Genomic DNA, 23,388 nt, shown 5'->3' on the forward strand with positions numbered 1-23,388 from the left:
GGTTGTTGGTTGGGTTGCTGTCGTGGGTTTGCTTTCAATGCCAAGATCGGCGTGAAAGTACTTTCAACTGTTCGCTAACTTAAAAAAACCAACCACGCTTTGCAGTTGTTCGGCTTGGCCGTTCAATTCCTCGGCGGTTGCGGCCATTTCTTCCGAGGCGGCTGCGTTTTGTTGCGTCACTCTGTCCAGCTGCCGCATGGCCTCGCTGATTTGTTTGATACCGCTGGCTTGTTCTGCTGACGCGGCATTGATCTCTTGGACCAGGTCCGCTGTTTTCACAATGTCCGGCAGCACATGGCCGATGAGCACCCCGGCTTTTTCGGCAATCGAGACGCTGTTGGACGCCAACTCGTTGATTTCCGCCGCCGTCGTGCGGCTGCTTTCCGCCAATTTACGGACTTCCGCCGCCACCACCGCAAAACCTTTACCGTGTTCGCCGGCCGAGGCGGCCTCGATTGCCGCGTTTAAGGACAATAAATTGGTTTTGTAGGCAATGTCTTCGATCAGCCCGATTTTTTTGGCGATATGTTTCATGGCATTGACGGTTTCGATTACCGCTTCGCCGCCTTGCTTGGCCTCGCTAGCGGATTTGCCGGCCATCTGTTCGGTGACATGAGCATTTTCGGTATTTTGTTGCACCGAGGCGCTGAGTTGTTCGATGGAACTGGTGGTTTCTTCGACACTGGCCGCCTGCTCGGTGGTGGCTTGGCTGATCGATTGCGCGGTTGCGCTGACTTCCTTGGAGGCCGAACTTAACACGTCGGCATTACCCAGAACTTGCTGGACGACGTTACTAAGCTGGTCGCGCATGCCTTTTAAATCGTACAACAAACTGCCGGTGTCGCCTTCCCGCAGCTCTATCGCCACGGAAAGGTCGCCGGCGGCCATGGTATTCACCGCTTCAGCGGCATAGCCGGGTTCTCCGCCAAGCTGGGTCATTAAGCTTTTGGTGATCAGATAGCCGGCAACGCCACCAATCAGCACTGAAATTAGCGCCAGCGTGGTAATCAAATTGACGCTTTGATTGACCGTTTCCTTGGCTTCTAATCCGGATTGTTTCATTAGCTTGGTTTGGAAATCAATTAGCGCGTCTACCGAATCTATATACTCGGTTTGCAACTTCCTGACTTGGGACAGTAGAAAATCCGCCGCTTCCGCTTGCTTGCCATCGCCGGCCAATTTGATGAACTGATCCTGGGCATTTACGTAAGGTGTCCGGGCATCCAACACTTTTTTGAGTGCGGCTTTACCTTCCGCGCTGCTAATAGTCTCGTCGAGTTTATCCAGGTTTTCCTTGATAGCTCGCCGTGCGTCTTGAATGCGGGCCAGTTCCTTATCGATCGTGGCTCGGTCTTTGATAATCAGGGTATTGCGCATCGAGCGGGCAATAACGTTGATGTTGCCGATGACGTCATTGGCCCAGACCGTTTTTGGAAATTTATCGTTGACCATGTTGTCGATGTTGGACAATAGGTCGTTCATGCTGTTGATGCTGATGCCGGCAATCATGGCCAGCAGCAGCAAAACTCCGCTAAAACCCAAGCCTAAACGGGTTCTCACTTTCATGGTGCTCATGAATTTAACTCCTTTCGACGGTTGATGCCGTGACAGAACAGATATAAAAGCTTTTAATCCTTTTTCTAATAGACATCAAGCCTAGCTGAACTTAGGGATTTTCCGGTTAGAATAAAAAACTAATTTAGGCCGTGTTTGGGAATGACAAGCGCTATTGAATGATAGGGATAAACTAAAATGCTCGACTGGAAACAAATCGATACCGTACTGCTGGACATGGACGGCACTTTGCTGGATTTGAATTTCGATAATCATTTTTGGCAGGAATTTGTGCCCTTGCGCTTTGCCGAACTGCATAGCCTAACGCTTGAGGACGCCAAACAGCAGTTGGCGCCGCGTTTCAAGGCCATGGAGGGCAAGCTGGAATGGTATTGTCTGGATTATTGGACCCAGGAATTGGCTTTGAATATCGCCGGATTGAAGCAGGAGTTGGCCGGTTTGATTGCGGTGCATCCACATGTCACCGAGTTTTTGGATGCGGCGCGAGCCAGCGGCAAGCGACTATTGCTGGTGACGAATGCGCATCGCGATAGCTTGAATCTGAAAATGGAAAAAACCTGTCTGCATGGGTTTTTCGACGAAATCGTCTCGTCGCACGATTTTGGTTTTGCCAAGGAGCAGCAAGGTTTTTGGCAGATCCTGCAAGACCAGCATTTGTTCACAAAGGATAGAACGCTGCTGGTAGACGATAGCGTTGCGGTGCTGACGTCCGCCCGGACGTTCGGCATTGCTCATCTGGTATCGATCAGCAAGCCGGATAGTCAACGGCCGGTTAAGCAGGTTGCTGAGTTTGCGGCGGTGGAGGATTTTCGGGCGTTGATGCCTGGTTTGTAGTGGGGGCGGGGCGGGGCGACCGATGCTCTCTGGGTTTGTGCTCCGAGCGCGGTGGGCGTTTGTCGCGCGGCATGACCCGTTCGCGCGGCTCGCGGCGTTGGGGCTTGATCACTTCTTCGACCATCAATTCCGGCGTGATGCTTTGCACCGGCACCTTCTCACCGATGTAATCCTCAATGTCCGGCATTGAGTAAGCGTATTCCTCGCAAATAAAACTGATCGCCTCGCCGCTGGCGCCGAAACGGGCAGTACGGCCAATCCGATGTACATAATCTTCGACGTCTTGCGGCAAGTCGTAGTTGAACACATGCGAGACGTCCGGAATGTGCAGGCCGCGCGCCGCCACGTCGGTAGCGATCAGCAGCGTGACCCGGTTTTCCTGGAAATCATTTAGCAAGCGCTGACGCTTTTCCTGGGGCACGTCGCCGCTGAGCATAGCCACTTTATGGCCGTTGGCAGCCAGGTAATCGTCGAGCTGCTCGGCGCAGCGTTTGGTGTTGACGAAGACGATGCTGCGCTGCGGTTGGTGGTGCTTCAGCAAGCCCAGTAATAGCGGGATTTTTTGCTCGTTGGCCGGACAATACGCCACCTGATTGATGGCTTTGGAAGTCACTTCCTCGGATTCGATACGAATCAGCACCGGGTTGTTCATGTGTTCGTAAGCCAGTTCGGTGACTTTATAAGACAAGGTGGCCGAAAACAGCATGTTCAAGCGTTTTTCCGCTGGCGGCATGCGGCGCAACAGGAAGCGGATGTCTTTAATAAAGCCCAAATCGAACATGCGGTCGGCTTCGTCCATCACGGTGACCTGGATGTTATCCAAAGTGAAGGCGCCTTGCCGGTAGAAATCGATAATGCGGCCCGGTGTGCCGATAATGATGTCGACATTGCCTTTGATTTTATCCAACTGCTTTTGATAGTCGGTACCGCCGTAGATCAATGCAAATTTCAGATTCAGATACTTGCTCAGAGCCACCGCGTCTTTGTGAATCTGGATCGCCAGTTCGCGGGTTGGAGCGAGAATCAGCGCGCGCGGGTTCTTGATTTTTTCGCTTTCGTCGTTGATCAGGTGCTGAAAGGTCGCCAGCAAAAATGTGGCAGTTTTGCCGGTGCCGGTTTGGGCTTGGCCGGCGATGTCCTTACCGCGTAAGGACAAGGGCAAGGATTTATCCTGAATGGGTGTGCAGTTGATGAATCCTGCTTCTTTCAGACCTTTAATGATGGAGTCGGACAGCTCCAAATTGCTAAAACGTGTTTCCGTCAAATGTGTTTTCTTCATAGCCCGATAGAATAAACTAAAAAGCCGCGCGGTTGAAATCGATTGACAATTAAACCGCCGCGAAACTATAGTCTTGACTTTGTAAACTAATGGAGAATGGCGTGAGCGACCTAGTCCTTCATGTATCAGACGCTGATTTTAATGAAACTGTGTTGAAAGCCGGTGCGCCGGTGTTGGTCGATTATTGGGCAGAATGGTGTGGTCCATGCAAAATGATTGCCCCGGTTTTGGATGAAATTGCATCCGAATATCAAGGCAAACTCACCGTTGCCAAGCTGAATATCGACGAAAACCCCAAAACCCCGCAGCACTATGGTGTGCGCGGCATCCCGACCTTGATGCTTTTTAAAGGCGGTGAAGTGGAAGCGACTAAAGTTGGCGCCTTAACCAAATCCCAATTGGCTGCGTTTATCGATAGCAACATATAAATCAAGCCGAATCACCGGATTTATTAAAAATGTTTTTGATAAGTCCGGTTATTGCGCTAGAATTTTTCCCGCTTGCTTCTTCGCATTCTGAACGTCCTTAACAAATCCAACAACTACCTGCCGCTGTAAACAGCACTCTGCTGTTTTGCATTTCTTTCATTTCCCTTAATCAACATGAATCTTACCGAGTTAAAACTTAAACAAGCCACTGAAATTATTGCAATCGCTGAATCCTTGGGTCTCGAAAACATCGACAGAGCCCGAAAGCAGGAATTGATTTTTGCGATTTTGAAGAAACAGGCGAAGAGTGGGGAAGATATTTTTGGCGATGGGGTTTTGGAGATATTGGCGGATGGATTCGGTTTTTTAAGAACACCGGGTTGCTCCTATTTGGCGGGCCCCGACGACATTTATGTATCGCCCAGCCAGATCAGACGTTTCGGTTTACGCACCGGTGACACCGTTAGCGGCAAAATCCGCCCACCCAAGGAAGGCGAACGCTACTTCGCGATGTTGAAGGTCGAAAGCATCAACTTCGAATCGCCAGAACAATCCAAAAACAAAATCTCCTTTTCCAACCTGACACCGCTGTTTGCCAATAAACGTTTCCGTTTGGAACAAGGCAACGGCACCAGTGAAGATTTAACCGCCCGTATCATCGACTTGATCGCCCCTATCGGTAAAGGCCAGCGGGGCCTGATCGTTTCGCCGCCGAAAGCCGGTAAAACCATGATTATGCAAAGCATCGCCCATGCGATTGCCGAGAACAATCCCGAGTGTTATCTGATCGTACTACTGATCGACGAGCGCCCGGAAGAGGTGACTGAGATGGAGCGTTGCGTGCGCGGCGAAGTGGTCTCCAGTACCTTCGACGAACCCGCTACCCGCCACGTACAAGTGGCTGATATGGTCATCGAAAAAGCCCGGCGCATGGTTGAACACAAGCACGATGTGGTTATCCTGTTAGACTCGATTACCCGTCTGGCCCGTGCTTACAACATGGTGGTACCGTCTTCCGGCAAACTGTTGTCCGGTGGTGTCGACGCCAACGCGCTGGAAAAACCCAAACGCTTTTTCGGCGCCGCGCGAAATATCGAGGAAGGCGGCAGTTTGACGATTATCGCTACCGCGCTGGTGGAGACCGGTTCTCGGATGGACGAGGTGATCTTTGAAGAGTTTAAGGGTACCGGTAACATGGAGTTGCACCTTGAGCGGAAAATCGCTGAAAAACGTATCTATCCAGCGATTAACATCAACCGCTCCGGCACGCGCCGCGAAGAATATCTGGTCGATCCGGACGAACTGCAAAAAACCTGGATTTTGCGCAAAATCCTGCAGCCAATGGACGAATTGGCGGCATCCGAGTTTTTGCTGGGCAAACTCAAGGACTTTAAAACCAACGCCGCATTTTTCGATTCGATGAAGCGCTGAGCGCAAAACCTCTGTACCGACGAGCGCTACAGCGCTCGTCACAAACTCGTCAAACATCCCCACCGCTGTTTTTCTTTTTTTTGTCATAAAACACAGAAGCCTAGACTCATTCTGATGCGCAGCCAGCAGCGCGCCAGCACATTTGATGGTTGTCGATGCGATTAATTTTGTTATATTGCGCGACGACCTTAAACGAGGAGTATGGCCTTGCGAACAACCAGCAAATTTTTTATGCAATTCGTCCGATTAGCCGGCCCCTTCTGGTGCTCGGAAAATAAGACAACCATTCGGACCTTATCGGCGTTTTTGGTCGCGTTAACAGTGGCGCAAATTGCGGTGTCGGTCATTATTACCGAATGGAGCGCGGATTTATTCGATGCCTTGGAGCAGCGCTCTATGTCGAGGCTGTTTACCCAAGTTGGGTTGATCGTCTTGATTTTTATCGCGAATATGGCAATCACGGCGACCCATTTGGTCGTCAAACGTCGCTTGCAACTGAGCTGGCGGGGCTGGTTAACCGATAAATTGATCGGGCAATGGATGCGCGACGGCCGGCATTATCTGGTTACCCACTTACCGGGTCAGCACGATAATCCTGACGGACGCATCGCCGAAGATGTACGCATTTCCACTGAATACGCAATCGATCTGTTACACACTTTCTTTTACTGCGTGCTGTTGTTGACCAGTTTTACCGAGATCCTGTGGACCTTGTCGGGGACCGTTACGGTAAATCTAGGTTTGGTCGAAATCCCGGTTCAAGGCCATTTGGTCTGGTTGGCGCTGATTTACGCCGCTAGCGCATCCACGCTGGGTTGGTGGATAGGTAAGCCGCTCACCATGGCTACCGACACTAGACAGACTGTGGAAGCCAATTTCCGCTTCGCGCTGGTCAAAGCCCGGGAGAATGCGCAAGCCATTGCCTTGATCCACGGTGAGCGCCATGAGAATCCGCATTTTCATCATTTATTCGGAAACATTGTCGATGCCTGGAATCAGCAAACCCATGCCTGGCAGCGGATCACCATGTTCAGTTCCGGTTATTCGATATTGTCTATGGCATTTCCTATTTTGGTGTCGGCACCGCGCTTTATTCTGGGTACGATCAGCCTGGGAGCGTTGATGCAATCCGCGCAGGCTTTCCAACAAATGGTCGCGGCTTTGTCCTGGCCGGTTGACAATATGGGTAAGGTTGCGGAATGGCGGGCCTCTGTCGAGCGAGTTTTGGGATTGAGCAAGGCCCTGGAGCAATTGGAACGCGAAATAGCCAAGCCCGACCCCTATCGGATTCGCTTGGTGAAAAGCGACAAATCCGTATTGGCGTTTCGCGATTTATGCATTTCGCGCTTGGACAGAATCGTCTGCGTGTCCACTCTCAATGAAGAAATCAAGGCCGGAGAGCGGGTGTTGATTGCCGGCAATGCGTTTTCCGGTAACAAGCTGTTCAAAGCTATAGCAGGTCTGTGGCCATGGGGCGAAGGCATAATTGAATTGCCGGATGATGAAACCATGTTCTTTATGCCGCCGCGTCCTTATCTGCCTACCGGTACCTTGCGCGCGTCAATTTGCTACCCATCCAACCCCTCCACTTTCGATCAGCAGATACTTGAAAATGCCCTTCAACTGGCCGGAGTGAAAGAGTTGGAGGAACAGCTCGACCAGGTTGCCGATTGGGAAAAGAATCTTGAGCGCGAACAACAACAACGCTTGGGCTTGGTGCGGCTGTTGTTGCACAAACCCAAATGGATATTGATGCAGGAAGCCTTTGATTCGCTCGACCCTGAAAGCGAAGTGGACATGGTCAATCTAATCCATAAAAGGCTCACGGGTTCCGCTGTCCTGACCATCACCAAGGTGCCCAATATACAGGCCTTGTACAAGCGGCGGATTACGCTCTGCTAACGGGAAGCGTGCTCTAAGGCGCTTTGTACCGGGGCTATCCGGATGTCTGCCAACAAACTGCGCGGGGTCAATCTGGGCGGATGGTTGGTTTTAGAAAAATGGATGACGCCCAGTTTGTTTGCCGGGTTGAATGCCAGGGACGAGACCAGTTGGTGCGTCGAATTGGGCCGCGAAGCCGAAACCCGTTTGCAGCAACATTGGCAAACCTTCATCACCCGCGCCGACTTTGCCTGGTTGGCGCAAGTCGGGATCAATGCGGTACGCATCCCGGTGGGCTATTGGCTGTTCGCAGCCGATTATCCCTATCATCATAGTTTCGGCGCCGTGCGATTTCCTTTTGTCGGCGGCGGCATGCAGGTGCTTGACCGGGCTTTCGATTGGGCTGAAGAATTTGGCTTAAAGGTCGTTGTCGATCTCCATGCCGCGCCCGGCTGTCAGAACGGTTTCGATAATGGCGGCATCCAGGACGTTTGCGAGTGGCATACTCAAGACGCCAATATCGACTATTCCCTGGAGACCCTGGAGCGATTGGCCCAGCGTTACGGCAAACGCGCGGCATTGCACGGAATTGAGATCTTAAACGAGCCGCGCTGGGATGTGGATACTGAACTGTTGAAACGTTACACCGAAGCCGCTTATTGGCGCATTCGCCGCCATTGTCCGGCCGAACAGGTGGCGGTGATATTTCATGATGGTTTCCGGTCGTTTCGCGAATACGCCGGTTTTTTACAGCCGCCCGAGCATGGCAATGTGATCTTTGACATACACCGTTATCAATGTTTTGTACAGGACGATATCGACAGGGATATTTATCGGCATCTGCAAAAAGTGGTTTGCGATTGGAAAGCAGAAGCTGACGAGATTATCAGCGGCCTGGGTTTGCCGACCTACGTCGGCGAATGGAGTTTGGGGTTGGATGCAAAACTGGCGGCGCTTTGGGCCGAGGGGCTTTTCGATCATGTTCATACGCAGATGGACGACATGCAGTTCGATATCGCTTGTCGCGGCTACGCGGCCGCCCAACTGGCCGTGTTCGAAAAGTATCTGGGCTGGTTTTTCTGGAGTTATAAAACCGAGAATATGCCGCAATGGAATTTTCGGGAATGCGTCGAGCGTGGCTGGTTACCGGGTAAGTATGCTTGACGCTTGGGGCTATTGCTAAAATATTTGGTATTTTAAGTGGGGGATTTGCGTTCTGGAACGTCTTACTATTAACAGCATCATAGCAATCATGCCGAATGGGTATGCTTTAGCCGATAATGATGATTAGGTGTAATATGAAAACAAGACGATCTCGAACCAAATTGGACAAAATGTCGCCGGAAGCCTTGGATGCCTGCTTTCCGTCGGCGCGCTATTTTCAAGTTCACTTCGAATATCTGCATGAAACCATCAATGAACTGAAACAGCAGCTTACTCAGTCCAACCAGCAAATTGCCGAACTGCAACAGCAGCTACAAGCCCAGTCGTTGGCCGAAATGCCAACGGTAAATTATGCTGCCGAGACAAAGTCCACGGGTAATTTGCGTCAGTCTTAACAGACCTAAGGTTGCTTTAGATAGCCGTCACTGTTCTTTTCGACCCAGCGTGTTTGCCCGGATTCCAAGGTTTCCCGTTTCCAGAACGGTGTCTGGCTTTTCAAGTTTTCCATAATGAAGCGGCTGGCGTCAAAAGCGTCACCGCGATGCGCGGACCACACTGCCACCAGCACCAGCGTATCGTTGGGCGATACCTGACCGATGCGATGAATCAGCAACACCTCCAACAATTGCCACTGACTTTGGGCTTGTTCGACAATACGCTGTAATTGTTTTTCGGTCATCCCTGGATAATGCTCCAGGTACATACCGCGTACCTCGTCGCCTTGATTAAAGTCACGCATGGTGCCGACAAAGACACCGGTGGCGCCGTATTTGCCGGCCATGTCGACAGCCTGGGTTTGAAAATCGGCCAGTTCTTGCCAGGGGTCGAAAATCTCGCCGCTGAGTTTGATGGTATTCATTTCAACCTCCGGTCACCGGTGGAAAAAACGCCACGTCGTCGCCGTCGCTAACCTTGGCATCCAGACCGACGTACTCCATATTCACCGCCGCCAATAGCGTATCGGGTATGTCCATGTCTGGATTAGCGCGGTGCCAGACCTCGAGCACTGTCAACGGCGCATCGATTGTTAGCTCGTCGTAGCTGCGACCGACGCGATCCTTCAAGCTTGCAAAGTAAAGCACTTTAATCGACATCTTTATTCACCCGGTAATACAATGCTCGGCTGATTCCACTTGCCTAGTATGCCATGTCCCATTCGCCGCTCACTCATTTTAATGCCGCCGGAGAAGCCCATATGGTGGATGTCGGGGATAAGGCCATCACCCAGCGTCAGGCGGTTTGCGAGGGGTACATAGAGATGCAGCCGGAAACCTTGGCACTGATTGTGGCCGGCACCCACAAGAAGGGCGACGTGCTGGGTATCGCCCGCATTGCCGGCATCATGGCCAGTAAAAAAACCGCCGATTTGATTCCGCTCTGCCACCCTTTACCGATCAGCCATGTCGAGCTTAGCCTGCAAGCCCAAACCGACTTGAATCGCGTGTATTGTCAAACCACCGTCAAGACTACCGGCCAAACCGGCGTGGAAATGGAAGCCCTCACCGCGACCCAGATTGCCTTGCTGACCATTTACGATATGTGCAAAGCCGTGGATCGCGGCATGACGATTCAAGGAGTGCGTTTGCTGGAAAAAAGCGGCGGCAAATCCGGGCACTGGCGACGGGACGACGCTTAAATCAAGCCTTGCCGCTTACTCGTCGGCCTTCTTGTCAGGCGGGCGGTTGATGATTTTTTCGTCTATGGCTTTGTGTAGCAAACGAATCAGTTCCGCCGAGCCATCTTCGCCAAACTCCAAGTCTTGCGGTTTTGTCAGGCTGGCGTTGACGGTTAAGCCACGCCGCTCTTCTTTCAACTTGATGGTGTATTCGGCTTCGTCGTAATCATTATTCAATAAAGCGCGCAACAAGCCGACATCTTTGCCGCTGGTGTCGGGGTCATAACGCACCTGAAAGCGTTGATCTTCCTGGCTTTTATCCAGTACTTCGATATTGCTGATTTTCAGCGCCGTGGCGACCATTTCCCAAGCCCGGTCGGGGCGGGTTTTCAAGGTAAGCACAGGCTTGCCCCCTTCGTCGGTAAACGCCATCAAATCGGCCAGAGCTGACTTGGGCTTTAAATCGTCGGCAGCCACAGCCGGTTGCGGATTGGTATGTTCTATCGGTAAAACCGGCGGCAGTTCCAGGTGGTGGGTGTCGCGGTATTTGTCCGGCGCATCCGCGCAAGCCGTCAGCAACAGGCAAGGCAGGCTGTAAGTCAGCGTTCTTAACAACATAAGGCTCACTCGCAAAAAAAGCGTCTATGTTCCAGCACCGGGAAAGACAGGCGGGTTTTTTCCAGGCGGCTTTTATCGACTTCGGCGCTGACAAAGCCTGGGCCGGTTTTGTAACAATCCAGTACCACGCCCCAAGGATCGATCACCATGCTGTGGCCGTAGGTTTGCCGGCCATTCATATGAAAGCCGCCTTGGTTTGGCGCGATGACGTAGCAGAGGTTTTCAATCGCGCGGGCCCGCAACAATACTTCCCAGTGCGCAGCGCCGGTTTTGGCGGTAAACGCGGAAGGGATCGCCAATATATCCAGGCCTTGCCGGGTCATCGGCCGGAAAAATTCCGGAAAGCGTAAGTCGTAGCAAACCGCCACACCCAGCCGGCCGAACGGCGTATCGATCACGCAGGAGGCGTCGCCGGCTTCGACGGAGTCGGATTCGCGGTATTCCTCGGCGGTATCCGGTACGCTGACGTCGAATAAATGCACTTTGTCGTAACGGGCGACTCGCTCGCCCTGCTCGTTGTAGATCAAACAAGCCGCGCGGACTTTATTGGGAGCAGTGGCTTGCATGGGCATCGTGCCGCCTATCACCCATATGCCGTATTTTTTGGCGGTGGCGGCCAGAAAATCCTGAATCGGGCCATTTCCATCCTGCTCGCTGACTTTAACCTTGTCGTATTCGTTCATACCCATGATGGCAAAGTTTTCCGGCAAGGCTACCAGTTTCGCACCGGCTTTCACGGCTTCGGCGATCTGTTTCTCGGCTTCAAGCAAATTGGCGCTGACTTGCGGTCCGGAGGCCATCTGGATGGCGGCACATATGGTCATGAGGTGTCCCTGATTTTAATTGTTTTCGATAGTTTTAACTGTTGGGGAGCCGTTTATTCGGCAGAGCCGTTCATTTGCTCAGCGACTCCAGCCAGCCGCCGGTTAAGCCGCGCCAGGCTTTTTGCACCAAGCCGTCCTGATCGTGTAACGGCGTGACCTCGACATTGCCCCAGGGCCCGGCAAGTTTGTATTGCGAGCCGAAAAAATAACCTTCTTTGTAATCGTCAGTCACCACTTGGGTAATGACGGCAGCGATACCGCCCACGATTGTACCAGCAATCGGCACGGCCCCGGAACTCTTGGGCACGACGGCAACGCGGTGGTCCATGGTCTTTTTTACCAGGTCGGCGGTGCCGGCTATGCTGAGTTTTGCCGATACCGCGTCGATCAATAAATTGTCGGTATATGCCAAGCCGTTGCTGATTTTGAAGTCGCCGGTAATTTGATCAAAGGCCAGGCCTTGCCGGTAGACGTCGGTAAAATCCAGGCTCAAGCGCTTGGCCCATTGTTCCATCGCGATCAAGCCCAGCAAGCGGCCGAAGCCGGGCTCTATGCTGGAAATACGGCCGTCACTGAACTTCAGCTGCATTTGCCCGGTCAGGTTGGCCGCTGAAAATTGCTGCGGGGCGCCGCGCCAGCCGCCGTTGAAATTGATTTCGGCGTGCGTGCCTCTTAAGTCGTCGGTAAAACCTAGCTGCGACAGGAATAAGCCGAAACCGTTCATGTTCAGTTTGCCGGTCAATTGAGTGGAACTGCCGCCGACCAGTTTGATCCAGTCTGCACTGAAATCTATCGTACCGGCCACGCTGGCCAGTTGCACGTGTTTGAAATGAATGCCGTTGATCAGCCGCTCGGTATTCAGCTTCAAGCTACCCAAATCCACGCCGCGCCATAGCAGTTGCTTGCTGTCGATGTCGATTAAGGGCAAGTCGGTGACGACTTCTTCCGCCGCGTCGAAATTCAGGCTATCCATCGCCGACAAATTCAGATAATCCATTTGCAGCTTGATGATGTTGGTGCCGCCGCGCTGGTCGGGGATCGTCAATTTGCCGCGTGCCATCGCGCTGTCCAACGTGGCTTGCCAAGCTTGATTGATATGCTGCAACCGGCATTTTAGTGCGCCGATGTTCTGGCCTTGCCAGATCAGTTGCTCGGTATCCAGAATAACTTCTTTTAACGCCGGCAAACGTTGCTGGGTTTCGTTGTCGGAGAATGCGGCAAGCGCGTCGGACAATTTGAATTGCGGCTGCTTGATTTCCAGTTTCAAACCCGCCGGTTCGTAAAAGTCCGCCGAGTTCCGGCCGAACACTATATGCCCGGAATGCAGTTGATTTTGTTTGCCGTCGATCAACAGCGCAGCGTTCAATTCCTTGCCGTAAGTAATTTTTAGTGGCAAGTATGGGCTGTTGTTAAAAATAAAGCTTAGATTCAATGCTTGCTCTTGATCGGCCGTTTTGGCCAGAGCATCCTGGGTGTTGATCGTTACGCCCTGTAAGTTGCTGTTAATGCTCAGGGTGGACGGCTTAGCCGCATCGTAAGGCAGCGTCAATACGGTTTGATAATTCAAGCTGCCGTCGGCAACCTGATTTTTCAGGAAACTGAATTGTTTTTCCAAGCGCTTGATGTCGGTGGTGCCGTCTATCAGGATTTGCGTGGCACTGGCATCGCTTTGCAGGATGGCATGTATCGGATAACCCAGGGTACTGCCTTCCAGGCGGTTGCTGCTGACCCGGTCTTCGGTAAAGCGCAGCACACCGCTGATGTCGTTAACGGCCAAATCGACCGGTTTGACCAGCAAACGGGCCTTATCCAGGTGCGCATCGACTTTGACGGTGGTCGGCAGCGTTTCGTAGTAAGCGATTTTCAGATCGAGATCGACTTGGGTATTGCCATCCGGGGCCAACACTTTGGCCAGCGGATCAATTTTGGCGCGTAGCGGGGTTTTTTGCAGATACTGCAAGCTTTGCGGCAGCTTACTCTGCACCTGGCCCAACACGTAAACATAATCACTATTGGCCAGATCAGGAATCGACACCACGGCTTGATTGATGTCGACGTTTTCGCTATGGCCGCCGTTAATCGCCACGTTCAGATCCGCGCCGAGGAATTGCACATCGGCATGCACCGCACGCAAATGCGGCCACAGGGCGTTGAACTGAATTTCGCCGTCGTCTATCTCAAACACTACTTCAAATAGGCCGGGACCGTTAGTGAACGGGAAGTCCGCTAACCTTCCGTTCAAGCGCATTTCGCCCTTGTCGATATGCCCGCCGATAAAAGCATCGTCCAGCCAGGCGACTGCATCCTTACCCATGATTTTGGCCGGCAGGTATTGCGGTACATTACTGATGTCTTTGAAATTGTCGAAACGGGTGCGCATGTCAATGACAGCGCTGTCGTCATTCTTGGGGATGCTGAGTTGTAGGTAGGTTTGCGTGTGGAAGGCCGCGCTGTCCAGTTGCAGATTTTCGCTGGCGATTTGCCATTCGGTGTCGGTTTGCCACCAGTTGATTCGGCCTTGTAAACGCGGGACGTCCAGGCTACTCCTAAACATTTGCGGCGCATTGAATTTGGCGTTTGTACTGTCGAATATCAGTTGCCCGCCCTGGTCGCCGGCAATGATCGAGCCGCTTAGCTCTTGTAATTGCGGCACGTCGCCTTGCGCATCGTTACCAAGGTGGCTGAAATGGCCGTTGAGCGCGTAGCGCTGCTGATTACTCTCAGCGTAAAACGACAGATCGCGCAAAGTGCCGCGTGGATTGAGTGACAGCCATTTAGCCCAATCGGTTTGCTCTGCCGTTAAAAACGGCGGTATCAAATGCATCAAGGCTTGCAGATTCAACTGTTTGATCACGCCGCTGAGGTTGCCTTGCGCATCCTGCTGTAGATAGAGCTCGGCATCCCGCCAGCGCTGATGATTGGCGAAAACGTTGACGTCGTAGGCACTCCAACGTTGCCGGCCGTTTTGTTCGGTCCAGGCCAGATTGCCTTCAAAGGTATCGAGTTGCAGCGGTTTGCCTTGCTGTCTGCCGAGTTTAATCTGTTGGCCTTGCAGATAACCGCTAACTTGGTAAGGCATCGAGTCGCGCCATTGGCTCCAGATCCGCATATCGCCGGAGCCGGATTCCAAATGCAAACCCAGCGGTAAATCCTCGATCAGCCAAGCCGGCCCTTGCAGATTGCTGCCTTCCACATAAATTTGGCCGTTGATGCCATTGGCCTGAAAGATGTTGCCGTCAAGTCGGGCGGAAATGCGCAAGCTGTCGCCGTATTGCTCCGGCAAACTGCTGATTAGATGGAGCTCGTGGCTTTGATCCAGATAGTGGTTTTTGATCAGCAAATCGAAGTGTTCGACAGTCACCGGCGGCCGATGCCGCTTCAGATCCTGCCACGTCACCTGGCTTTGCAGAATCTCGTATTTGCCGCCCTGTAACAGCCACAGCGGTTGCCCGTCGCTGCTTTGCAGGCCTTTGATGCTGAGGCTGCCGTCCTCATTACGCAGAATATCCAGTTTGGCGCCCACCAGCGTCACCCAACTAGCAGCCATGGGGTCCTGGGTCAATAGCCATTCCAGCAAATCGATGCCGATCCGTACTTCTTGCAGACGGATAGCCGGCTTCGCGCCGGCTTCGGCGCCTTCGATAGCGATTTCCCGCAACAATAATTCCGGGCTGAAGCCGCGCATATTCGCGCCCAGTTTGCCAATATGCAGCGGAATGCCGGTAGTCTCGCGGACTTTTTGTTCCAGTGCGCTACGGTAATCGGCAATATCGATCAAAAAAACCCGTACCGCGCTCAAGACGAGGGCAATCGTGATCAGCGACCAGAACAACAGGTGTCGGGTCGCCCGGGTAACGTGGTGAATAACCAAAATAGCCGCCTATAACAACACCACGTCGTAGTGCTCCTGGTTATATTCGGCTTCGGCGCGGATTTTAATACCGACTTTCAAGAACATTTCCAGCTCTGCCAGCATATCGGCTTCTTCGTCGAGCAGCATTTCCACGACCTGTTCGGAAGCCAGTACCAGGATTTGCTGGACATTGTATTGCCTGACCACGCGAATGATTTCCCGAAAAATTTCCAGACAGATTGATTCGGCGGTTTTCAAGACGCCGCGACCGCCGCAGGTCGAGCAAGGCTCGCAGAGAATGTGTTCCAAACTTTCGCGGGTACGTTTGCGGGTCATTTCCACCAGGCCAAGCGCGGATACTTCGGTGATCTTGGTCTTGGCGTGGTCCTTGTCCAGGTTGCGCTGCAAGGCCTGCAAAACCTGCTTTTTATGGTCTTCGCTCTGCATATCGATGAAATCGATAATGATGATACCGCCCAGATTGCGCAGCCGTAATTGCCGGGAAATGGTTTGCGCCGCTTCCAGATTGGTCTTGAAGATGGTTTCTTCCAGATTGCGGCCGCCGACATAGCCGCCGGTATTGACGTCGACAGTAGTCATCGACTCGGTCTGGTCGAATACCAGATGGCCGCCGGATTTGAGTTTAACCTTGCGGTCCAGGGCCTTGCTGATTTCGTCTTCCACGTTGTAAATATCGAACACCGGCCGCTCGCCCGAATAATGCTCGATCACAGAAACGATTTCCGGGACGAAGGTTTCGGCAAACTCGACCAGCCTGAGAAAGGTTTCCTTGGAATCGACCCGGATTTTTTCGATGCCGTCTTTGTACAAATCCCGCAAGGTGCGAATGCTGAGCGGCAGGTCTTCGTGGATCAGGGTTTTGACTTTGGCCTTGCTGCTTTTTTCCAGGATGGATTCCCAGAGTTTGTGCAAAAAAGTCATGTCGGAATACAAAATCACGTCTTCCACACACTCGGCTGCGGTGCGAGCGATGAAGCCGCCCGGCACCTGATGTTTCAGCTGATAGGCTTCGATGCAAGCCCGCAAACGGGTGCGTTCGGATTCGCATTCGATGCGTTGCGAGACGCCGGAGTTGCCGGCATAGGGCATGTAAACCTGATAGCGGGACGGGATGGAAATATCGGTGGTCAGTCGCGCGCCCTTGTTGCCGAGCGGATCTTTGGTGACTTGCACCACCAATTTTTGGCCTTCCTTTAAATAATGTTCGATATTTTCCGAGGCTTTTTCAGCCAGTTCCTTGCTGCTGAAATCGGAGAGATGCAAAAACGCCGCCTTTTCCAAACCAATATCCACAAAAGCAGCCTGCATGCCCGGCAGCACGCGGCACACCTCACCTTTGTAGATGTTGCCAACCAAACCTTTTTGCCTGACCCGTTCGATAATCAGTTCTTGCAGGACGCCGTTTTCGATCACCGCGACTCGGGTTTCCGGCGGCGTGACGTTGATTAATATTTCTTCGCTCATTGAATAATGTCTATGCCTGCTAGGCTTAATAATTGCGCGGTTTCGAACAGCGGTAAGCCCATCACGCCGGAAAAACTGCCGGTGATCGATTCAATAAATACGCTGGCCAAGCCTTGAATCGCATAGGCGCCGGCCTTGTCGTGAGGTTCCCCGGTTTGCCAGTAAGCGACGATTTCCTGGTGGCTCAAGGGCTTAAAGCGCACTTCGCTAACGCTAAGCGCTTGCCAGTGTTGCTCACCGCGTAAGGATACCGCGCTATGGACTTGATGGCTGCGGCCGGATAAATGACTGAGCATTTCGATGGCGTGCTGCAAATCGTCGGGTTTGCCGAGGATGCGGCCGTCGCAAATCACGCTGGTATCCGCGGCCAGTACCGGTAAATCAGTGCCGACCGTCGCCAGGCAGAGCGCCGATTTTTCTGCGGCTACCCGTTCGACGTAAGCAGTCGGTGTTTCGCCCGGCCGCGGTGTTTCGTCGATGTCTACCGCCATGATACTGTGACGGATGCCGATTTGCTTGAGCAATTCGCTGCGGCGCGGCGAGGCGGAGGCCAGGATCAGTTGTGGGTGCATGCGCTTAACGATGGTAAGGGTGGTTATTCAACAGACTCCAGGCCCGGTAGATTTGTTCAGCGACAATCACTCGAACCAAGGGATGCGGGAAGGTCAGCGGCGAAAGACTCCAGGATTCCTGCGCCAGATCGCGCACTTGCTGAGACAAGCCTTCCGGTCCGCCTATCATCAACGCGACCGGCTGACCGCTGCCCAGCCAGCGTTGCAAGGCTTGCGCCAGATTAGGCGTGGTCCAGGGTTTGCCGGGTATGTCCAGCGTCACCACGTGCGCCCGGCTGGGCAATGCCGCTATCATGCGTTCTCCTTCGTCCTTGGTAATGCGGGCAATGTCGCCGCTACGGCGTTTGTCCGGGGCAATTTCTTTTAGCAGCAGCTCGCATTCGCGCGGCAGCCGCTTGGCATATTCATTATAACCTTGCTGTACCCAGTCCGGCATTTTGTTGCCGACGGCTATCATGTGGATTTGCATAGTTGTTACAGGCTATCAATTCGCGGGAAAACGGGGTAAAGAACGGGTGGCATTCATGCGCACAGCGTTTACAAACGTCGCCGAGCTATTGGTGCTAATCGCAAGCGTGACCATGTTTGGCATGCGCAGGACCCCCAAATCCCGATACTTTTTGCTGCGCTTAGGTTACACGAAGCGCCGGGCTTTGCGAAATCGGCTCTACCGTCCGATAGTGCAAGCCCTAAACGGCCGTCTGGTTTATTTAAACCAATTCTTGGTCGGATTGGCTTTTTTCAACCAAATGTCGTTAGAATGTTTGCTGTATTGGACTTAGACGATAACAATGGTGATGCTAAGCGCGCTGTTATGGACCCCGGCGCTGGGGGCAATATTGCTGGTACTGGTCTCCGGCCGGAATAGCCGATTGATCAGAATTGTAGCTAATGTATTCAGCTTGGCGGCTTTGTTGCTGGCTGGTTTGCTATTGCTCCAGTTTGACGCCGACGACACCGCGCTGCAATTTAGCGAGTTCTATCCGCTTAACCCCAAACTGGGCAGTGCTTATGCTTTGGGTGTGGACGGCCTGTCCATGCCGATGCTGGTGCTGGCTGCGCTGTTGACTTGCATTGCCCTGCTGGCTTCCTTTTCTTTGGCCGATAGCATCAAGGGCTATCATATTTCCGTGCTATTGTTGGAATTCGGCATGCTCGGCGTGTTTATGGCGCAAGACTGGGCGCTGTTTTACATCTTCTGGGAAGTGACCTTGATCCCGCTGTTTTTCCTGATCGACCGCTGGGGCGGCAAACGCCGGCATGCCGCCAGTTTGAATTTCGTGCTGTATACCATGGGCGGCTCGGTGTTTATGTTGCTGAGTTTGCTGGCGATCAGTCAATACGATCTGGAAAACCAGGGCTCTTTGATGGCATCGATGGGCCAAGCCGCGCAAAACATGCCGGAGATCGAACAGGTTTTGGTTCTGCTGGGCTTCCTGATCGGCTTTGGCGTGAAAATGCCGATTTTTCCGCTGCATGGCTGGCTACCGTTGGCTCACGTCGAAGCGCCTAGTCCAATCAGCATTTTACTCTCGGGCATTCTCTTAAAAATGGGCGCCTACGGCTTGCTGCGCTGCGTGGTGATGCTGCCGGTCGCCGCCAAATTGATTCAACCGCTGCTGGTATTTCTGGCCCTGTTCGGCATGCTTTACGGCGGCTTGCTGGCCTGGCGGCAACGCGATCTGAAAGCCATGGTGGCCTACTCCTCTTTGAGTCATATGGGTGTGGTCCTGCTGGGCATCGCCGCGCTGAATCAAACCGGCTTCACCGGTGCGATATTACAAATGACCGCGCACGGCCTGATCGCCGGCGCGTTGTTTTTATTGGTGGGTCTGCTTTACGAACGCACGCATACCCGTAACATTCAAGATTACAGTTCGCTGGTGCAGGTCATGCCGCGCTTCGCCACCTTAACCACCTTGACCTTGCTGGCGGCCATGGGCTTGCCCGGCTCCGTGGGTTTTATCGCGGAACTGCATACCCTAATCGGCGGCTTTCAGGAATGGGGCGGTTTGATGGTGTTTTTTAGCCTCAGTATTCTGATCAGCGCCGCCTATGCGATGCGCACCATCGGCTTGCTGTTTACCGGTCCGGTGAAGTCGCAAATGCTTAATATTGCCGATCTGAAACCGCTTGAACTGATGGCGTCCGGCGTATTGGTGGCGGGTATCGTGTTGTTCGGTTTGTTGCCGGCGCCTTTGATTGATTTGTCTACCGCGACGGTGGGGAAGATGTTGTTGGTGATGGGGGAGAGGTTGCCGTGATGTTGTTTTTTGTTGAACGTGCGGTTGCTTGGATAATGATGTGTCGCTATCGCGACGGCATTTTAACGTCGGTTCTCGGACCGACAGCCGAGCTACTTTCTTTTGCTCCGCCAAAAGAAAGTAGCCAAAGAAAAGGCGGCCCGGACGCCGCTTTTATCCTGCGCTCCAGAGCGTTCGCCGAGGGTTGCCGAAAGGGCCATCCTTGGCCCTTCGGCAACGCTTCGCATCCATGCGCCGCCCCTATCGGGCTATTCTCGGCGAACGCTCCGGTGCTCGGCGCGGCATACGGGATAAACACCGTTACCAACTTCAAGGGACGACCCCAATCGTTTGGCGTGTCAATGAATATGGAATTGATTTGACCATGCACGATTCCTTATCAAATATCGCTTCCCAGCGCGACATCATCATAGACGCGATCCATCACCTGGATCATGTGCTGCCGGGACAGGCGCCGATTCACGATTTTGTGCATCACAATACCTTGCATGGTTTTCAACACCTGCCGTTCGAACAAGCGCTGGCGGACTTTACCGAATTGACGGGTATCAGTTGCTACCTGCCGGCCGAACAGTTTCGCGAGTTTTATGCGCAAGGCCGGATAGCCGATGACGATATTGATGCTGCGTTGGCGCGGCAGTTTGCTGATGCGCTGGACACCGAGATTTTCAAGGTCAATGGCAAAACCATCACGCAACACATGCTTTACCGACTGGCCTTGCTGCACGATTTGGCGGCCCTGAAGCCTGCGCAATTCGATTGGCAAGTGCGCGAACTCCGGGTGTTGGAGAATATGTTAAGCAACGGCGAAAAGGCTGCCGATTTATGGGATGGTTTGCTCGCCAAGCTTGGTTTGCAAATGCAGAATTTGCATCCGGAAGATTTGCTGGATTTGTCCGCCGAGCAAATCCGGCAATGGCTGCCGGATGCGGCGAATGCCGGTGCGGAACAGCAGATGCGCCAATCTTGCATGGAGAGCCTGGAAAGCCTTTTTGCACGGGTCGGCGGCAGTTTGACCTTACGCGGCTTGCTATTGGCGTTGACCGGCGAGGATATTCTGGACTCGGTGCGTCCGCAATTGATTCGTTTATGCGCATCGTTATTGGATGAAGGCCTGGCGGCCTGGCGATTGCCCAAGCGCCAAGAACTGGGTTTGTACGAAGCCTGGCGTGAGAGTTTGATCTACGATGCCCAGCCGGTTTTTCAGGAACTACATAATTGGCAAACGGTTACGGGAGCATTACCTGCCGAACCCATAGATGCGATTGCGCAAGAGCTGATAGCACTGAAAATCCCAGAATCCCGCTGGGTTGGCTATCTGCAAAGGCTAGCCCTCGAACTACCGGGTTGGTCGGGTTTGATCAACTGGCGGCAAACTCATCCCGATTATCAAGCGGATGACGCCACCCAACCCCTATTGGCCGATTATCTGGCGATACGCTTGATTCTGGATCGGCTGTACGCAGAACAGCTATGCAGGCAGCAATGGGGTTGCGAGGCGCAACTGGACAAACTCCGCGGTTATTTTTCGAAAAACCTGGCCGAGTTTTCGGTCAGGCTCACTTTGTTTCAAGGCCAATTGCCGGAGTATCTGGCGCTTGTGTCACAGGCTTTACTGAAAGATTCGGCGCGGGACAAACAGGTCTGGCAGACCGTGGCCGAACGGATCTGGACCTGGCAACTTAGTCCGTTGGCTCCCTCAGCCCTCAGTATTTATAACCAGGGTTGGCGCTTGTTTCGCCTTTGCCAATTGCTTGGATTAACCGCCAGCGACGTGCAGCGTTCAGAGCAGGCCCCACTGTTGGATTGCTTGGCCGTCATCGACACTTTCAGCGAGGCGGATCGCAGCAATATTTGGCTGAACGCCTACGAACGCCACTATCAACAAGCGCTGCTGCAAGCCCTGCACGCCAATCATAATCGCGGGCGCTGGGCGCAACGAGACAACCGCCCCGCAGCACAAATCGTGTTTTGCATGGATGATCGCGAGGAAGGCATCCGCCGTCACTTGGAAGAACTTAATCCGGCTATCGAAACGCTGGGAGCCGCCGGTTTTTTTGGCGTACCGATGAATTATCAAGGCCTCGACGATAGCAAATTGACGGCCCTTTGTCCGGTGGTGGTCGTACCGGCACATAACGTTCAGGAATGCAGTCAACCCGGCCAGGAAAAAGCCTTGGCCCGGCGCCGGCAAGGCCGCAATCTAAAGCAACGGCTTGCCGATTTGCTTCAGCACGGTTTGCGCCGCGATACGCTGCTTGCCTATCCGGTGATTAATACCATGGCACCGCTTACGTTGCTCGGGTTGCTGGCGAAAAGTTTCATTCCCAAAACGCAGCAGCAGTTGCTGGCTGCGGTGGCGAAAGGCATCGCACCCGACGTGCCATCGCAATTGCATTTTACCGCTGGTAACCCTGAGACACCGGCCTCGCCCCAACAGCCCAGATTAGGCTTTACCGACCAGGAGCAAGCCGACCGAATTGCCGGATTTTTGCGTAATACCGGCCTGACTTACGGCTTTGCCGAATTGGTCGTATTGATGGGCCATGGTTCGATGAGCCAAAACAATCCGCATTTATCCGCATACGATTGCGGCGCCTGCAGTGGCCGGCACGGCGGACCCAATGCCCGGCTGTTCGCGGCAATGGCAAACCGGCCAGAAGTCAGGCAATTACTGGCCGAGCGCGGGATCGTCATTCCAGCCGACACCTGGTTCATCGGCGCCGAACACAATACCTGCGACGAAGACATCACTTGGTATGACAGCACCGCCGTGCCGCAGGAGCGCCAACCGGCCTTCAACAAATTTATGCAGCAGATGCAACACGCGCAGTGCATGTCGGCTCACGAGCGCTGCCGGCGTTTGGCGTCCGCGCCGCGTCGGCCGGAGCCCAAGCAAGCGTTACGGCATTTTCTAAATCGCGCTGCCGATTTTTCCCAGGCTCGGCCGGAGTTGGGCCATGCCACCAACGCCGCGGCACTGGTCGGTAGACGCTCTTTAACGCAAGGTGCATTTTTTGACCGTCGCCTGTTTTTGATTTCCTACGATCCGAGCCAGGACCCGGAAGGTACAGTGCTGGAAGGCATTTTGCTGGCGGTCGGTCCGGTCGGGGCCGGCATCAACCTGGAATATTATTTTTCCACCGTGAATAACGAACGGCTGGGTTGCGGTTCGAAAGTGCCGCACAATCTGACTGGCTTCTGTGCGGTGATGGAAGGTGCCGGTAGCGACTTGCGCACCGGCTTACCAAGGCAGATGATCGAGATTCACGAGGCCATGCGTTTGCAAATTATTGTCGAGGCGAAAACCACAGTGTTGGAGCAGATTTACGGAAGGCAAGAAAGCCTGCGGGAATTGATCGGCGGCGGTTGGGTGCATCTCAGTGCCAAAGATCCGGACAGCGGCGAGATATTTGTGTTTCAACGCGGTGTCGGCTTCGTGCGTTGGCAACCCGACAACATTGAACTGCCGCTACGGGATAACTCGCCGGATTGTTACCGAGACGAAACCCAGCCGGTGGCGCCTATGCTGATCAAACAGCCCGGTCCAATGGGAGTTGTCTGA

Annotated in this window: 20 protein-coding genes; 10 read left to right on the forward strand and 10 right to left on the reverse strand. The window is 53.4% G+C overall.

Translation table 11 applies throughout. From position 1 onward, the window contains the following. Positions 1 to 63 precede the first annotated feature (63 nt). Positions 64 to 1,575, reverse strand: coding sequence for a methyl-accepting chemotaxis protein (locus tag ACMXD4_RS00335; protein WP_415879527.1), 1,512 nt, complete (start codon positions 1,573 to 1,575; stop codon positions 64 to 66). 177 nt (positions 1,576 to 1,752) lie between these two features. Between ACMXD4_RS00335 and yrfG the strand changes: the two genes are divergently transcribed. Next, positions 1,753 to 2,409 (forward strand): GMP/IMP nucleotidase, encoded by a 657-nt coding sequence (gene yrfG / locus ACMXD4_RS00340; protein WP_415879528.1) that lies wholly within the window; start codon positions 1,753 to 1,755, stop codon positions 2,407 to 2,409. Here yrfG and rhlB read toward each other — a convergent pair. Then, the gene (rhlB, locus tag ACMXD4_RS00345) at positions 2,348 to 3,688 is read right to left on the reverse strand and encodes an ATP-dependent RNA helicase RhlB (protein WP_415879529.1); all 1,341 of its coding nucleotides are present in this window, start codon (positions 3,686 to 3,688) and stop codon (positions 2,348 to 2,350) included. The two genes, yrfG and rhlB, sit on opposite strands and share 62 nt — an antisense overlap. Positions 3,689 to 3,777: 89 nt before the next feature. Here rhlB and trxA point away from each other — a divergent pair, with 89 nt between their 5' ends. The 5 genes from trxA (at position 3,778) to ACMXD4_RS00370 (ending at position 8,987) form a co-directional block, all read left to right on the forward strand. After that, positions 3,778 to 4,116 carry a thioredoxin TrxA gene (gene trxA, locus ACMXD4_RS00350; RefSeq protein WP_171697068.1) on the forward strand — a complete coding sequence of 113 codons (339 nt, stop codon included), beginning with the start codon at positions 3,778 to 3,780 and terminating at the stop codon, positions 4,114 to 4,116. 174 nt (positions 4,117 to 4,290) lie between these two features. Further along, a complete protein-coding gene (rho, locus tag ACMXD4_RS00355) occupies positions 4,291 to 5,547 on the forward strand; it encodes a transcription termination factor Rho (protein ID WP_033157583.1) in 1,257 nt (418 codons plus the stop codon). Between the two features lie 231 nt (positions 5,548 to 5,778). Continuing rightward, entirely contained in the window at positions 5,779 to 7,449 is a 1,671-nt protein-coding gene (locus tag ACMXD4_RS00360; protein ID WP_415879530.1) for an ABC transporter ATP-binding protein/permease, read from the forward strand. A 42-nt stretch (positions 7,450 to 7,491) separates the two neighbouring features. Further along, the gene (locus ACMXD4_RS00365) at positions 7,492 to 8,592 is read left to right on the forward strand and encodes a glycoside hydrolase family 5 protein (protein ID WP_415879531.1); all 1,101 of its coding nucleotides are present in this window, start codon (positions 7,492 to 7,494) and stop codon (positions 8,590 to 8,592) included. 134 nt (positions 8,593 to 8,726) lie between these two features. Further along, entirely contained in the window at positions 8,727 to 8,987 is a 261-nt protein-coding gene (locus ACMXD4_RS00370) for a hypothetical protein (protein ID WP_033157580.1), read from the forward strand. A gap of 5 nt (positions 8,988 to 8,992) precedes the next feature. Here the strand turns inward: ACMXD4_RS00370 and ACMXD4_RS00375 are convergent, their stop codons facing one another. Both ACMXD4_RS00375 and ACMXD4_RS00380 read right to left on the reverse strand, forming a co-directional pair. Then, positions 8,993 to 9,451 (reverse strand): molybdenum cofactor biosynthesis protein MoaE, encoded by a 459-nt coding sequence (locus tag ACMXD4_RS00375; RefSeq protein WP_415879532.1) that lies wholly within the window; start codon positions 9,449 to 9,451, stop codon positions 8,993 to 8,995. Position 9,452: 1 nt separating this feature from the next. Next, the gene (locus tag ACMXD4_RS00380) at positions 9,453 to 9,686 is read right to left on the reverse strand and encodes a MoaD/ThiS family protein (protein WP_171697072.1); all 234 of its coding nucleotides are present in this window, start codon (positions 9,684 to 9,686) and stop codon (positions 9,453 to 9,455) included. Positions 9,687 to 9,739: 53 nt separating this feature from the next. Here ACMXD4_RS00380 and moaC point away from each other — a divergent pair, with 53 nt between their 5' ends. Further along, the gene (gene moaC / locus ACMXD4_RS00385; RefSeq protein WP_205452157.1) at positions 9,740 to 10,228 is read left to right on the forward strand and encodes a cyclic pyranopterin monophosphate synthase MoaC; all 489 of its coding nucleotides are present in this window, start codon (positions 9,740 to 9,742) and stop codon (positions 10,226 to 10,228) included. Positions 10,229 to 10,243: 15 nt separating this feature from the next. Here moaC and ACMXD4_RS00390 read toward each other — a convergent pair whose 3' ends face one another. The 6 genes from ACMXD4_RS00390 to rlmH form a co-directional block, all read right to left on the reverse strand. Continuing rightward, positions 10,244 to 10,825 carry a hypothetical protein gene (locus tag ACMXD4_RS00390; protein ID WP_415879533.1) on the reverse strand — a complete coding sequence of 194 codons (582 nt, stop codon included), beginning with the start codon at positions 10,823 to 10,825 and terminating at the stop codon, positions 10,244 to 10,246. Positions 10,826 to 10,830: 5 nt separating this feature from the next. Next, on the reverse strand, positions 10,831 to 11,649 hold the full coding sequence (locus ACMXD4_RS00395; RefSeq protein WP_415879534.1) for a carbon-nitrogen hydrolase family protein: 819 nt from the start codon (positions 11,647 to 11,649) through the stop codon (positions 10,831 to 10,833). A 70-nt stretch (positions 11,650 to 11,719) separates the two neighbouring features. After that, complete coding sequence (locus ACMXD4_RS00400) at positions 11,720 to 15,520, reverse strand: YhdP family protein (protein ID WP_415879535.1); 3,801 nt, start codon at positions 15,518 to 15,520, stop codon at positions 11,720 to 11,722. A gap of 9 nt (positions 15,521 to 15,529) precedes the next feature. Then, entirely contained in the window at positions 15,530 to 16,987 is a 1,458-nt protein-coding gene (gene rng / locus ACMXD4_RS00405) for a ribonuclease G (protein WP_319962773.1), read from the reverse strand. Further along, complete coding sequence (locus tag ACMXD4_RS00410; protein WP_415879536.1) at positions 16,984 to 17,559, reverse strand: Maf family protein; 576 nt, start codon at positions 17,557 to 17,559, stop codon at positions 16,984 to 16,986. The genes rng and ACMXD4_RS00410 overlap by 4 nt, the downstream gene beginning before the upstream one ends. A gap of 4 nt (positions 17,560 to 17,563) precedes the next feature. Further along, on the reverse strand, positions 17,564 to 18,028 hold the full coding sequence (gene rlmH / locus ACMXD4_RS00415) for a 23S rRNA (pseudouridine(1915)-N(3))-methyltransferase RlmH (RefSeq protein WP_415879537.1): 465 nt from the start codon (positions 18,026 to 18,028) through the stop codon (positions 17,564 to 17,566). Positions 18,029 to 18,350: 322 nt separating this feature from the next. Here rlmH and ACMXD4_RS00420 point away from each other — a divergent pair, with 322 nt between their 5' ends. The 3 genes from ACMXD4_RS00420 to ACMXD4_RS00430 are packed head-to-tail and all read left to right on the forward strand — an operon-like array spanning position 18,351 to position 23,388. Beyond that, positions 18,351 to 19,823, forward strand: coding sequence for a complex I subunit 4 family protein (locus ACMXD4_RS00420; RefSeq protein ID WP_171697078.1), 1,473 nt, complete (start codon positions 18,351 to 18,353; stop codon positions 19,821 to 19,823). Then, a complete protein-coding gene (locus ACMXD4_RS00425; RefSeq protein WP_171697079.1) occupies positions 19,820 to 20,185 on the forward strand; it encodes a hypothetical protein in 366 nt (121 codons plus the stop codon). Before ACMXD4_RS00420 ends, ACMXD4_RS00425 begins: the two co-directional genes overlap by 4 nt. 2 nt (positions 20,186 to 20,187) lie before the next feature. Beyond that, positions 20,188 to 23,388: a DUF2309 domain-containing protein gene (locus ACMXD4_RS00430; RefSeq protein WP_415879538.1), complete on the forward strand. Its 3,201-nt coding sequence runs from the start codon at positions 20,188 to 20,190 to the stop codon at positions 23,386 to 23,388.

Source organism: Methylomonas sp. TEB (assembly GCF_047777895.1).
Classification (GTDB): Bacteria; Pseudomonadota; Gammaproteobacteria; order Methylococcales; family Methylomonadaceae; genus Methylomonas.